Source organism: Enterobacter quasimori, assembly GCF_018597345.1.
Classification (GTDB): domain Bacteria; phylum Pseudomonadota; class Gammaproteobacteria; order Enterobacterales; family Enterobacteriaceae; genus Enterobacter; species Enterobacter mori.
The window spans coordinates 103,195-115,784 of the sequence record NZ_JAHEVU010000001.1 but is presented as its reverse complement, the minus strand read 5'-3'; the positions used below and the strand labels follow the sequence as shown (position 1 = coordinate 115,784).

13 protein-coding genes are annotated in these 12,590 nt (G+C 53.1%); 7 read left to right on the top strand and 6 right to left on the bottom strand.

Features of this window, described 5'->3' with window-relative positions:
* Positions 1 to 16 precede the first annotated feature (16 nt).
* From fabI to pdeR, 4 genes are all read left to right on the top strand, one after another.
* Positions 17 to 805: an enoyl-ACP reductase FabI gene (gene fabI, locus KK102_RS00530; RefSeq protein WP_126546018.1), complete on the top strand. Its 789-nt coding sequence runs from the start codon at positions 17 to 19 to the stop codon at positions 803 to 805.
* Between the two features lie 156 nt (positions 806 to 961).
* Positions 962 to 1,948 carry a CMD domain-containing protein gene (locus tag KK102_RS00525; RefSeq protein ID WP_126546017.1) on the top strand — a complete coding sequence of 329 codons (987 nt, stop codon included), beginning with the start codon at positions 962 to 964 and terminating at the stop codon, positions 1,946 to 1,948.
* Between the two features lie 88 nt (positions 1,949 to 2,036).
* Complete coding sequence (locus KK102_RS00520) at positions 2,037 to 3,971, top strand: exoribonuclease II (protein WP_126546016.1); 1,935 nt, start codon at positions 2,037 to 2,039, stop codon at positions 3,969 to 3,971.
* Positions 3,972 to 4,290: 319 nt separating this feature from the next.
* Positions 4,291 to 6,279 carry a cyclic di-GMP phosphodiesterase gene (gene pdeR, locus KK102_RS00515; protein ID WP_216356679.1) on the top strand — a complete coding sequence of 663 codons (1,989 nt, stop codon included), beginning with the start codon at positions 4,291 to 4,293 and terminating at the stop codon, positions 6,277 to 6,279.
* Here the strand turns inward: pdeR and KK102_RS00510 are convergent.
* Positions 6,276 to 7,145 carry a crotonase/enoyl-CoA hydratase family protein gene (locus tag KK102_RS00510; protein WP_216356678.1) on the bottom strand — a complete coding sequence of 290 codons (870 nt, stop codon included), beginning with the start codon at positions 7,143 to 7,145 and terminating at the stop codon, positions 6,276 to 6,278. The genes pdeR and KK102_RS00510 overlap by 4 nt on opposite strands.
* 193 nt (positions 7,146 to 7,338) lie before the next feature.
* Between KK102_RS00510 and KK102_RS00505 the strand changes: the two genes are divergently transcribed.
* The 3 genes from KK102_RS00505 to osmB all read left to right on the top strand — a co-directional run bounded on the left by KK102_RS00505 (position 7,339) and on the right by osmB (position 8,800).
* Complete coding sequence (locus tag KK102_RS00505) at positions 7,339 to 7,521, top strand: YciZ family protein (protein ID WP_010431733.1); 183 nt, start codon at positions 7,339 to 7,341, stop codon at positions 7,519 to 7,521.
* Between the two features lie 43 nt (positions 7,522 to 7,564).
* Entirely contained in the window at positions 7,565 to 8,317 is a 753-nt protein-coding gene (gene yciT / locus KK102_RS00500; RefSeq protein ID WP_216356677.1) for a DNA-binding transcriptional regulator YciT, read from the top strand.
* 264 nt (positions 8,318 to 8,581) lie between these two features.
* Entirely contained in the window at positions 8,582 to 8,800 is a 219-nt protein-coding gene (gene osmB, locus KK102_RS00495) for an osmotically-inducible lipoprotein OsmB (protein WP_010431738.1), read from the top strand.
* A 101-nt stretch (positions 8,801 to 8,901) separates the two neighbouring features.
* Here osmB and yciH read toward each other — a convergent pair whose 3' ends face one another.
* The 5 genes from yciH to pgpB form a co-directional block, all read right to left on the bottom strand.
* Entirely contained in the window at positions 8,902 to 9,228 is a 327-nt protein-coding gene (gene yciH / locus KK102_RS00490) for a stress response translation initiation inhibitor YciH (protein WP_010431741.1), read from the bottom strand.
* Positions 9,228 to 9,965 carry an orotidine-5'-phosphate decarboxylase gene (pyrF, locus tag KK102_RS00485; protein WP_216356676.1) on the bottom strand — a complete coding sequence of 246 codons (738 nt, stop codon included), beginning with the start codon at positions 9,963 to 9,965 and terminating at the stop codon, positions 9,228 to 9,230. The genes yciH and pyrF overlap by 1 nt, the downstream gene beginning before the upstream one ends.
* Before the next feature lie 186 nt (positions 9,966 to 10,151).
* Positions 10,152 to 11,321: a lipopolysaccharide assembly protein LapB gene (gene lapB / locus KK102_RS00480; protein WP_126546012.1), complete on the bottom strand. Its 1,170-nt coding sequence runs from the start codon at positions 11,319 to 11,321 to the stop codon at positions 10,152 to 10,154.
* 6 nt (positions 11,322 to 11,327) lie between these two features.
* A complete protein-coding gene (locus tag KK102_RS00475) occupies positions 11,328 to 11,636 on the bottom strand; it encodes a LapA family protein (protein WP_010431755.1) in 309 nt (102 codons plus the stop codon).
* Positions 11,637 to 11,784: 148 nt separating this feature from the next.
* The gene (gene pgpB, locus KK102_RS00470; RefSeq protein ID WP_216356675.1) at positions 11,785 to 12,552 is read right to left on the bottom strand and encodes a phosphatidylglycerophosphatase B; all 768 of its coding nucleotides are present in this window, start codon (positions 12,550 to 12,552) and stop codon (positions 11,785 to 11,787) included.
* Positions 12,553 to 12,590 lie beyond the last annotated feature (38 nt).

The following is a 12,590-nucleotide window of genomic DNA, read 5'->3' as shown; positions in this document are numbered from 1 at the left end:
TATAAGGATTAAAGCTATGGGTTTTCTTTCCGGTAAGCGCATTCTGGTGACTGGCGTTGCCAGCAAACTGTCCATCGCATACGGCATCGCACAGGCAATGCATCGCGAAGGCGCTGAGCTGGCGTTCACCTACCAGAACGACAAGCTGAAAGGCCGTGTTGAAGAGTTTGCCGCGCAGCTGGGTTCCAGCATTGTTCTGGAATGTGACGTTGCACAAGACGAAAGCATCGATGGCATGTTTGCTGAACTGGCTAAAACGTGGGAGAAATTCGACGGTTTCGTTCACTCCATCGGCTTCGCGCCTGGCGATCAGCTGGACGGCGACTACGTGAACGCGGTTACCCGTGATGGCTTCAAAATTGCGCACGACATCAGCTCTTACAGCTTCGTGGCGATGGCAAAATCTTGCCGCAGCATGCTGAACCCGGGCGCTGCCCTGCTGACCCTGTCCTACCTGGGCGCAGAGCGTGCTATCCCTAACTATAACGTGATGGGTCTGGCTAAAGCCTCTCTGGAAGCCAACGTTCGCTACATGGCGAACGCAATGGGTCCTGAAGGTGTGCGCGTTAACGCCATCTCTGCTGGTCCTATCCGCACCCTGGCCGCTTCCGGTATTAAAGATTTCCGTAAAATGCTGGCACACTGCGAAGCGGTTACCCCGATTCGTCGTACTGTTACCATTGAAGACGTGGGTAACTCTGCAGCCTTCCTGTGCTCTGACCTTTCTGCGGGTATCTCCGGCGAAGTGGTTCACGTTGACGGCGGTTTCAACATCGCAGCCATGAACGAGCTGGAAATCAAATAAGCGCGTGACTCTCTTCCCCTCCGGGAAGAGAGTTTCTCTCCCCCTGCTGTCCTCTTCGTTATTCCCTTCTGTTATTTGTTATCACCTAACAATATTTTTCCCCCCATCCGCCTTACGCCAGGATATTGATCGCCATTTTGAGATCAAGGAACGCCCATGGAACAACGCCGCTTTTCCGGCAAAGGCCACTGGTATCATGAAACCCAGTCCAACCACTCGCAAACGGATGTCCTGCCTTTGGTGCCCGAAGCCGCTAACGTCGACGATCGTTTTTTGCTCGATTTAGAACTCCCTGAAAAGATTGTCACCGCCTGCCATGGCTGGCTCGCTCCCGCCAGGGCCTTGTGCAACCTTCTGTTCCCGCTCAATATTGAGGTTAACCGACTCCACACACTCAGTGCGTACGACAGACTCAGCACGGCGTTGACGGTCGCTCAGGCGTGTAGTGTTCAGCGACTCTGTAACCACTACGCTGCCCTGCTCGCCCCACTTCCTGGTCCTGACTCCTCACGCGAAAGCAACCGCCGCCTGGCACAAATCACGCAATATGCCCGCCAGCTCGCCAGCTCGCCCGACGTCATTGACCACAAAGCGCAGCTACAGCTCGATGAAGTGGGCCTGACAACCTATGACATTGTGCTGATCAACCAGATTATCGGCTTTATTGGCTTTCAGGCGCGCGTTGTGGCGGTGTTTCAGGCGTTACTGGGGCATCCTGTACGCTGGTTACCCGGGCACCATATTCCGCCGCATTCCTTACCGGTGACGATTTGTCACTGGAGCTCTGTACTGCCCGTCGTCGAACTGCGCTATGCGACCCCACTCCAGCTTGAGTCCCTTTCACGCTGGCAGGCGGAGCCGGAACTTCAGGCGCTCACGCCGGTGCTGAGCCACGAACCTGCGCTGCTCAACCTGATGGGCGAGATTCTGATCAACCACCGTCAAAACGAGCCACAAATGCACGGGGCGCTTACTGCGGCAGTAGAGTTACTGACTCGTTCACCGGATCGTTTTAGCGCGGCACAATTCACGCCGCTGACGGATGTTGGGATCTCCGATATCCGCGCCATCAATCTGCTTACTCAAAGCGCATTTACTGGCTGGCTCGACCGCCTGCGAGTGGCGCTTGGCAAAGCGGAATAACCATACTCTTTATCCAAAGAGCGCTTGCTGAAGCAGTAAGATTCGCGTAAAACTGTCAGCCGCTCAATGGCTACGAAAATAGAACATTATGTTTCAGGACAACCCGCTGCTAGCGCAGCTTAAACAGCAACTGCATTCCCAGACGCCGCGTGCAGAAGGGGTCGTAAAGGCCACGGAAAAAGGCTTTGGCTTCCTTGAAGTTGACGGGCAAAAGAGCTATTTCATCCCGCCTCCGCAGATGAAAAAAGTAATGCACGGCGATCGCGTCACCGCGGTTATTCATACGGAAAAGGAACGCGAGTCCGCCGAGCCGGAAGAACTGATTGAACCGTTCCTGACTCGCTTCGTGGGCAAGGTGCACAGAAAAGATGACCGTCTTTCCATCGTGCCGGATCATCCCCTGCTGAAAGATGCTATTCAGTGCCGTGCTGCGCGTGGCGTTGAGCATGATTTTAAAGATGGCGACTGGGCCGTTGCTGAAATGCGCCGTCACCCTCTCAAAGGCGACCGTGGTTTCTATGCTGAGCTAACGCAATTTATCACCTACGGCGACGACCACTTCGTCCCGTGGTGGGTAACCCTGGCGCGTCACAATCTTGAAAAAGAGGCGCCAAACGGCGTCGCGACAGAAATGCAGGATGAAGGGCTGTCACGCCGTGACCTGACCGGCCTGGACTTTGTCACCATCGACAGTGCCAGCACCGAAGACATGGACGATGCGCTGTTTGCAGAAGAGACTGCGGATGGCAAAGTGCATCTGACCGTCGCGATTGCCGATCCTACCGCCTGGATTGTCGAAGGCAGCAAACTGGACGATATGGCAAAAGTGCGTTCGTTCACCAACTACCTGCCGGGCTTTAATATCCCGATGCTGCCGCGTGAACTCTCTGACGATCTCTGCTCGCTGCGCCCGAATGAAGTGCGCCCGGTACTCGCCTGCCGCATGACTATCGCCGCCGACGGCACGATTGAAGACGATATCGAATTCTTTGCGGCGACCATCGAATCCAAAGCCAAGCTGGCCTATGACGACGTGTCCAACTGGCTGGAAAACACGGGCAGCTGGCAACCTGAAAACGACGCCATTGCCGCGCAAATTCAACTGCTGCATCGCGTGTGTCTGAACCGCAGTGAATGGCGTAAAACCCATGCGCTGGTCTTCAAGGACCGTCCAGACTACCGTTTCGTGTTGGGTGAAAAAGGCGAAGTGCTGGATATCGTTGCTGAACCACGCCGCATCGCTAACCGTATTGTTGAAGAAGCCATGATTTCAGCCAACATTTGTGCCGCCCGCGTATTGCGCGACAAGTTAGGCTTCGGCATCTATAACGTTCATACCGGATTCGATCCGGCTAACACCGAGGCGCTGGCTGCCCTGCTGAAAACGCATGACGTGCATGTCGATCCTGAAGAAGTGCTGACGCTGCAAGGCTTCTGCAAACTTCGTCGCGAACTGGATGCGCAACCATCCGGTTTCCTCGACAGCCGTATTCGCCGCTTCCAGTCCTTTGCCGAAATCAGCATCGAACCGGGCCCGCATTTCGGCCTGGGGCTTGAAGCTTATGCCACCTGGACCTCTCCGATTCGTAAGTACGGCGACATGGTAAACCATCGCCTGCTGAAAGCGATTATCAAAGGGGAATCGGTCGCGCGTCCTCAGGATGATTCCACAGTGCAAATGGCCGAGCGCCGCCGCCTGAACCGTATGGCTGAACGCGATGTCGGTGACTGGCTGTACGCCCGCTTCCTGAATGATAAAGCGGGAACGGATGCCCGCTTCCCGGCGGAAATCATCGATATCAGCCGCGGCGGTATGCGCGTACGCCTGGTGGACAACGGTGCCGTTGCCTTCATTCCAGCGCCGTTCCTGCATGCTGTACGCGACGAACTGGTGTGTAGCCAGGAAAACGGAACCGTGCAAATCAAAGGCGAAACGGTTTACAAAGTTACTGACGTGATTGATGTGAATATCGCTGAAGTTCGCATGGAAACGCGCAGCATTATTGCGCGCCCGGTCGCCTGATAAGCTGTTAAATTGTCGACCCTTTCCTTCATGAATGGGTCGACAAACTCTTCTCTCATCACAAACCGCAAAATCACTGACTATTTTCAGCCTCCTCCCGCCCAAAATCGCCATAATTATCTACATTAAAAGAATCCCTTCATATTCGGTTACGTGAATTTTTATACGCTGAGTATCCTTTTTTACCTGTCTCGTCTTATTATAAGAAACCAGGGAAAAAACAATACGTTCACTTCGGTTTTGCCGCTGTATCACAACGGAAAAGTCGACAACAAATGAATGATTTGTGCGCTAATGAGCGGCTGCGGGAGAAAACAGGATGGACGATTTGGAGCAGAATTTGCTGTTTCGTTACATGGGAACCCACAGCCCCTGGTGGCGACTGACCGCTGACAGCAATGCTCTGCATCTCTCCACCAGTGAAAATGCCGATGTGACGCAAGTGATCGCGCTGAATGATGAACAGGCCGCGCTCATCCGCCAGTTAACCGTCATCACTTCCAGTATCTCGATGACCCTCTCTTTGTACGGTGAAGATGTTCCTGTCCATCTGGTCGGGCGCAAAATTACCCGAAACGAGTGGGCCGGTACAGCCTCTGCCTGGCACGATACCCCTTCCGTTGCGCGCGATCTGGCGCAGGGTCTCTCTTTTGCCGAACAGGTTGTCTCAGAAGCCAATTCCGTTATCGTTATCCTGGACCAGAACGGCAATATCCAGCGCTTTAACCGCCTGAGTGAAGAGTACACAGGGCTGAAAGAGCACGAAGTCATCGGGCAAAACGTCTTCAAACTGTTTATGACCCGCAGCGAAGCCGCTGCCTCAAGACGTAATATCGCCGGTTTTTTTCGTAACGGCAGTTCCTACGAAGTTGAACGCTGGGTCAAGACCCGCAAAGGGCAGCGATTGTTTCTGTTCAGAAACAAATTTGTTCACAGCGGCAGCGGTAAAAATGAAATTTATCTTATCTGTTCCGGTACCGATATCACGGAGGAGCGGCGTGCTCAGGAACGCCTGCGCGTGCTGGCCAATACGGATACCATCACCGGACTGCCAAACCGAAACGCGATCCACGAGCTGATTTCCGATGCCATCGCCACCCGGGGAGACACTCAGGTCGGCGTGGTCTATCTCGACCTGGATAATTTTAAAAAGGTTAATGATGCCTATGGGCACATGTTTGGCGACCAGTTATTGCAGGCCGTCGCCCTGGCCATTCTGAGTTGCCTGGATGAAGGTCAGGTGCTGGCGAGACTCGGCGGTGATGAGTTTATTGTGATGGCAACCGATACCTCGCAAGGCTCACTGGAAGCCATGGCATCGCGTATTTTGAGCCGGTTACGGCAACCCTTCCGCATCGGCTTAATTGAAATTTACACCGGCTGCTCTCTGGGCATCGCCCTTGCCCCGCAGCATGGCAACGACCGCGAGAGCGTCATTCGCAACGCGGATACCGCGATGTATACCGCGAAAGAGAACGGGCGAGGCAAGTTCTGCGTTTTCTCTCCAGAGATGAACCAGCGCGTGTTCGAATATCTTTGGCTGGATACTAACCTGCGCAAAGCGCTGGATAACGACCAGCTCTTGATCCACTATCAGCCGAAAATGACCTGGCGCGGTGAAGTCAGAAGCCTGGAAGCGCTGGTGCGCTGGCAGTCGCCAGAGCGCGGACTTATTCCTCCGCTGGAATTTATCTCTTACGCTGAGGAGTCCGGCTTGATTGTGCCGCTCGGTCGCTGGGTTATGCTGGACGTGGTGCGTCAGGTGGCTAAATGGCGCGATAAAGGCATTAACCTGCGGGTGGCGGTCAACGTATCAGCGCGTCAACTGGCAGACCAGACGATATTCAGTGACCTGAAACAGGCGCTGAAGGATCTGAATTTTGAATATTGCCCTATCGATGTTGAACTGACCGAGAGCTGTCTTATCGAAAACGAAGAGCTGGCCCTTTCGGTCATCCAGCAGTTCAGCCAGCTTGGAGCGCAAATTCATCTGGACGATTTCGGTACAGGCTATTCATCCCTGTCACAGCTGGCGCGTTTTCCTATCGATGCCATCAAGCTCGATCAGTCGTTTGTGCGGGATATCCATAAACATTCCATTTCGCAGTCTTTGGTCCGTGCGATTGTGGCCGTCGCTCAGGCACTGAATCTGCAGGTCATTGCGGAAGGCGTGGAGAGCGCAAAAGAAGACGCCTTTCTGACTAAGAACGGCGTCAACGAACGGCAAGGTTTTCTGTTTGCTAAGCCGATGCCCGCTGCCGTTTTCGAGCGATGGCTAAAGCGCTATCAGTCACGAAAGATGCGTTAACTGGCCTGGCGTAACCCCGCTGCCTGATGGCGGTTTTGCAGCATAACCAGACGTTCCATATAAGCGATATCTTTCGGTTCAAGGCAAAACGCGGCATCGACCCAGTCTTCTGTAATATCCATCAGTTCACTGCGTGGCAGCTGCAAAACGCGGGTGCGGGCGCGCAGCATTGCCCTTACGCCGTTCAGTTTCGGCTGCAGCGTGTCGATAAACGTTCGTACGGTGACGTAGCTTTGTCTCGGTTCAAACAGCACATCCACCAGTCCGTGCTGTTCGTACCACTCAGCCGTATGGGATTCCCCTTTGTAGATGAGCTCCTCTGCCAGCTTCATGCCAGAGCGGCGTGAAACGAGCGAATAGCCACCCATGCCGGGGAAAAGATTAAAGGCGATCTCCGGGAACCCTAACCGGGCGTCGCGCTGAGCCAGGAGAAAATGGTGCGCCAGCGCAGCCTCGAAGCCGCCGCCCAGGGCGCTCCCTTCCACCATCGCCAGCGTAATTGCCCCGGCATCAAAACCCCGTGATGCGGCGTGTACGCAATCAACACAGGCACGCGCATATGCACGTAATGCTTCCCGGCGCCCGTTTTGAATACAGTCTACGAAGAACTGTAAGTCCCCACCGGCGTTATACATATCGGCTACCAGCGATCCGGTAACCCAAAAATCGACCGCAAAACCGGACTGGCGAACCAGCCAGGAAAGATTCATGATCTCCTCTATTAATGCGTGGTTGAAGCAAGGGCGCGGTTGCGACCGCAACATCATCCAGACAGTGCGACGATCCGCCTCATAATAGCCTGCCAGCTGAGTGAAACGTTCAGTATCGGTAAACAGTGTGCAGGTTGCTTGATTAATAACGGTCATAGTCTAATTCCTCTTAAAAAAAAGCGCCTTGCGCGCAGTTTTAGACTAATCCACTCATTAACCCCGCTGCATGAGAGGGAATAAATTTATCACTTTCATTTATGTACTTTAGTTATTGCATTTTTTCCCTTCTCTTTTGTTCCCATTTTCTGCATCATTGAAAATATTAACTTTTCGCTCCTGGGGTGAGATTATGTCTGACATTGATGCACTGGCTGTGGCACGACGTATTGATACGGTGCTGGATATCCTGGTAGCGGGTGATTATCACTCTGCGATCCGTAATCTTGAGATCCTGAAATCAGAGTTACTGGCTCACAAAGATTCCGATTCCGCGCCAGAAAGCGCTCAGCCAAAAGCCCCGTGGGAAGTTTGACTCCACCGTTTCCGACCTCGTTTTTGCTTTTTAAATGGATGCTATGAATTCCCGACAACAAATCATTTTGCAGATGGTCATCGATCAGGGGCGCGTAAGCGTGGTCGATCTCGCTAAAACGACCGGCGTTTCTGAAGTCACAATCCGGCAGGATCTTAACCTTCTGGAAAAACAGAGCTACCTGCGTCGTGCGCATGGTTATGCCGTCCCACTGGACAGTGAAGACGTTGAAACCCGCATGATGAACAATTATGCCCTCAAGCGAGAACTGGCAGAATTTGCTGCGTCCTTAGTGAACAATGGTGAAACGGTCTTTATTGAGAATGGCAGCAGTAACGCCCTTCTGGCACGTACCCTGGCCGATCAAAAAGACGTCACCATCATCACCGTCAGCAGCTATATTGCGCATCTGCTGAAGGAGACGCGCTGTGAGGTCATTCTGCTGGGCGGTATTTACCAGAAGAAAAGTGAAAGCATGGTGGGTCCACTCACTCGCCAGTATGTCCAGCAGGTTCATTTCAGCAAAGCGTTCATTGGTATTGATGGCTGGCAACCAGACACCGGTTTCACCGGCCGGGATATGATGCGTTCTGACGTGGTTAATGCCGTGCTGGAAAAAGAGTGTGAAACAATTGTCCTTACCGACAGTTCTAAATTCGGTTCCGTACATCCCTATATGATGGGTCCGGTAAACCGATTTAGCCGCGTGATCACCGATGAACGACTGAGTGATGAACATCGCCAGCAGCTTGAGCATGACGGCCTGACCGTCGATATTGTGAGAAAACCTGCCTGACTCTCCTCTGCGCCTGAATAACGGGCGCAAATCTCTCCCTCTCTCTGAGATGATTCCGAAGCCTGCTTTAAGAGTTTTTACCTGTTTAACCTGGGCTAAAGGGGTAAAATTATTATTAGCGATATAACAGGAAGTGACTATCACTTGCGTGATTACGTAACACCTGCGCGACTAGCTTTCATGGAAAACAGAATTTAAGTATGACTATTGTCTATACTTAAAGTGCACTTCTTTCCGTGAATCGATAATTCAGGAGAAAGTATTATGACCTTTACCAGCAAAAAAATCGCTGCCGCTGTTCTGGCAATTACAGTAGCTATGTCCCTGAGCGCCTGCTCTAACTGGTCTAAACGTGACCGTAACACCGCGATTGGCGCGGGTGCCGGTGCTCTTGGTGGTGCGGTATTAACGGATGGTAGTACGCTGGGTACATTAGGTGGTGCTGCTGTCGGCGGCATTATCGGTCACCAGGTGGGCAAATAATCACCATAACGGCTCTCACCGGTCTAATAATATATTCAGTATTTTTCAGGTCTGACTTACACACGTAAAAGAGCCACGGTTAACGCCGTGGCTCTTTTAATTCAGCCGCCCGCCAGTTTAACTTTCATTCCTTTGGCTTCGAGCAGCGTTTTAATTAAATCGCGTTTGTCGCCCTGAATTTCGATCACGCCATCTTTCACGGCACCGCCACAACCGCATTTCTTTTTTAATTCTGCGGCCAGTTTAGCCAGCTCCGCATCATCCAGATCGATACCTGTAATCAGACACACTCCCTTGCCCTTGCGACCGCTGGTCTGTCGCTGGATGCGCACGATGCCATCACCTTTCGGTCGTTCAGCTTTCTCTTTCGGTTCGTCGATACGCCCGGTCCCGGTGGAGTAGACCAGGCGGCTGTTGGAATCGCTCATCAACCCCCCTTTTTCAATGACGCGTTTATCGCTTTTAGCGTTTGCGCAGGATCCGCAGATTGCGTAACGGGACGGCCGATCACCATATAATCCACGCCAGCAGCCAACGCTTGCTCTGGCGTCATAATACGGCGCTGATCGCCAGCCTCACTGCCCGCAGGACGAATACCCGGCGTGATCAGCTTAAATTGCTGGCCCAGTTCGGATTTGAAGCGCACCGCCTCCTGGGCTGAACAGACTACCCCATCAAGACCACAGTTTTGCGTCAGGCGAGCCAGACGTTCAGCCTGCTCGGCAGGTGACAACGTCACGCCAAGATCGCGCAGGTCAGATTCATCCATGCTGGTCAGCACGGTGACCGCAATCAGGAGCGGTGCATCTTTGCCGAAGGGCATCAGCGCCTCGCGCGCGGCGGTCATCATACGCGCCCCACCCGAGGCATGGACGTTAACCATCCACACGCCAAGCTCGGCTGCAGCAGCGACGGCATGCGCGGTGGTGTTAGGAATATCATGGAATTTAAGGTCCAGAAAAACGTCAAACCCACGCTGCTGAAGATCGCGGACAATTTGCGGACCAAACAGGGTAAACATCTCTTTGCCAACTTTCAGACGGCAATCTCGCGGATCGATACCATCCACAAAGGCCAGCGCGGTGTCGCGGTTATTATAATCAAGCGCAACAACAACAGGAGAATCAGTAATTACGCGGGAAGCGGAGGAAGTAACAGACGTCATGACCAGCCCTTTTCGTCTATGGGCGCGCAGCGGCGCGGAACAGATAAACGGCCTGCATTCTACCTGCCAGCGGTGGAAAATGACAGAATCGATTTCCTTCCCTGCCTGACCGAAAATTGCACGGTGCTGACTCGGTGACAAAAACCCAACAGCATGTTGTAACTAAAGTGAGGCGTTTTAAAAAAATTACTGCCCGTCAAGACCACGAATCGGCTTGATGGTTGACCAGGCCCGGCACGAAGGACAGTGCCAGTAAAGCGTATAGGCAGTAAAACCGCACTTCTGGCAGCGGTAGCGCGGCTTACTGCGTACCTGCTCGCCGACCATATCGCGCAGCACCATCAGGCTCTCTTTGGCACGCCCTTCTTCTGCGTCGTTCAGGTGGTAGTCCATCAGTTTATGGAACACCCGCATGGTCGGATGGCGCTGCAGCTGACGCGTAATATAAACCTGCGCGGTGTCGCTTCCTTCATACTGCTCAACAACGTCTGAGAGCATCAGTTCAGCGGTGGCGCCAGTATTTTCTTCCACGCAACGACGCAGGAATGATACCCACTCATCCTGCTTGTCGAGCTGTTGATAGCAGGTTTGCAGCATTTCCAGCGTTTCACTGACCAACTCTTTATCCTGGTCGATAACCCGCAGCAGGCTTTCAACGGCTTTGGCGTAGTCGCCATTCGCCATAAAGACGCGCCCCATCATGATGGAGATTCGCGCGCTGTTGCGATCCGCAGCGGCGCCTTTCTTCAGCAGTGCCATGGCTTTATCCATGTCGTCGTTGCCCATCTGCTGAAGCGCCAGTTCACAATAGAAGTGAGCAATTTCTACGCGTTGCTTATCTTTACCAAGCTTCACCAGACGTTCGGCTGTATCTATGGCTTTTTGCCATTCGCTGGTCGCCTGGTAAATCTGCAGTAACTGCTGGAGCGCACTGATACGGAAGTCGGTCTCATCAACCAGTTGGGTGAACATATCTTCGGCACGGTCGTACAGCCCCGCCGCCATGTAATCACGTCCCAGCTGTTGAACGGCCAGCAAGCGTTGATCGTAGGTTAACGACGCGCTTTCCATCAGCGTCTGGTGAATACGAATAGCGCGATCAACCTCACCGCGCGAGCGGAACAGATTGCCCAGGGTGAGATGCGCTTCTACGGTGCCCGTATCCTCTTTCAACATATCAAGGAACAGATCAACCGCTTTATCCTGTTGATTGCTCAGGAGGAAGTTCACCCCCGCAACATAGTCGCGGGAGAGTCGGTTGGCCTCATCCTGTTTTGTTTGTTGCGCACTTCTGCGGCCCATATACCAGCCATAGGCTGCGGCTACAGGCAAAAGCAGAAACAACAACTCCAGCATATTCGATTATTCCTTGGCTACCGGCACACCAGAACTCTCCGGAATGTCAGTCGCGGGCGCAATTTGATGTTCAAGGCGTTTGATTTTACGTTCAGCGCGCACAAGCGAAACACGAACTTTAAGCCAGAAGAGACCACACACCAGCCAGCCGATGATAAAACCGGCGGCGAAAAGGACCGCGAGCAGGCTCGATACCCGGTACTCGCCCTGTGCAAGCAGATAGTTAAAGGTCACCTGCTGATCGTTTTGCGCACCTAAGGTGACGGAAATAACAAAAATCGCCAACACCAGTAAGAAAATGAGTAAATATTTCACATGACTTCCCGTTATGTGGTTCAAGCGAATAAAGTCTGTTCAACTCACCGCAATCAGCCTTATAAACTACCATTTTAGTGACGGGCGCGAAACGGAAAAAGTTGCGCACCCGTCATGGATTTGTGGGCAATATACGGAATATCAACCTTCAGACACCGCTTTGCTCACGCTCGGCGATTTCTTCCTTCTCTTCCGGCGGCGGCGTCAGCGGCCCACAGAATCGTTCGGCAAGCCAGGTGGCTAACGTTACCAGCAGCCAGGAAATCAGCGTGGCCACCATTAAATCACGCGGCCAGTGCATTCCCAGCAGTAAACGGCTCCCCATCACGCCTGTTGCCCAGACTAACAGAATTGCAATAGTGACCGTCCGGCGTCGCGGCCACAATAAGCCGACGCCGAGTAACGCCCAGCTTGCGGCAAACATCGTGTGCCCGGAAGGAAATGCAAAACCTGTCTCTTTTTGCCAGTGTTTACGCAAAAATGCAGGAATATCCTGTTGTTCTGCAAGCTGCTCTTTTACCAGCGCACCGCGATCTTTACGTTTTAAAGTGTAGAACTCATCTACCGGCACATGGTGCGTTTTTTCCATCCAGATGACGAAAGGACGCGGTTCCTGTACACGATCTTTAACCCAGGATTTTACGCCCTGACCCACCAGAATGGCCCCGCCGAGGATAGCAAATAACACCAGCGCTGCGCGCAGACGAAAACGCAGGCACCACAGGAACCAGGCGCAGAGAAGAACATGCGTGATGATCCCCCACGGCTGTGTCACCGTTTCCGTTATCCAGTATAACGTTTTCAGCCACATGGCGTTTTGGCCCGGCTGCCACATCCAGCCGGAGCACCATACAACCAAAGGCATCACAAGTAGTACGGCCGCACCCGCTGCCGTTCGTCTGGCGATTGAAAGCATGTCTTCTCCTTTTATGCTAAGCACCACAATCATAACTG

Coding starts and splice junctions, on each gene's coding strand:
- fabI (WP_126546018.1), top strand. CDS start 17: ATGGGTTTTCTTTCCGGTAAGCGCATTCTGGTGACTGGCGTTGCCAGC.
- KK102_RS00525 (WP_126546017.1), top strand. CDS start 962: ATGGAACAACGCCGCTTTTCCGGCAAAGGCCACTGGTATCATGAAACC.
- KK102_RS00520 (WP_126546016.1), top strand. CDS start 2,037: ATGTTTCAGGACAACCCGCTGCTAGCGCAGCTTAAACAGCAACTGCAT.
- pdeR (WP_216356679.1), top strand. CDS start 4,291: ATGGACGATTTGGAGCAGAATTTGCTGTTTCGTTACATGGGAACCCAC.
- KK102_RS00510 (WP_216356678.1), bottom strand. CDS start 7,145: ATGACCGTTATTAATCAAGCAACCTGCACACTGTTTACCGATACTGAA.
- KK102_RS00505 (WP_010431733.1), top strand. CDS start 7,339: ATGTCTGACATTGATGCACTGGCTGTGGCACGACGTATTGATACGGTG.
- yciT (WP_216356677.1), top strand. CDS start 7,565: ATGAATTCCCGACAACAAATCATTTTGCAGATGGTCATCGATCAGGGG.
- osmB (WP_010431738.1), top strand. CDS start 8,582: ATGACCTTTACCAGCAAAAAAATCGCTGCCGCTGTTCTGGCAATTACA.
- yciH (WP_010431741.1), bottom strand. CDS start 9,228: ATGAGCGATTCCAACAGCCGCCTGGTCTACTCCACCGGGACCGGGCGT.
- pyrF (WP_216356676.1), bottom strand. CDS start 9,965: ATGACGTCTGTTACTTCCTCCGCTTCCCGCGTAATTACTGATTCTCCT.
- lapB (WP_126546012.1), bottom strand. CDS start 11,321: ATGCTGGAGTTGTTGTTTCTGCTTTTGCCTGTAGCCGCAGCCTATGGC.
- pgpB (WP_216356675.1), bottom strand. CDS start 12,552: ATGCTTTCAATCGCCAGACGAACGGCAGCGGGTGCGGCCGTACTACTT.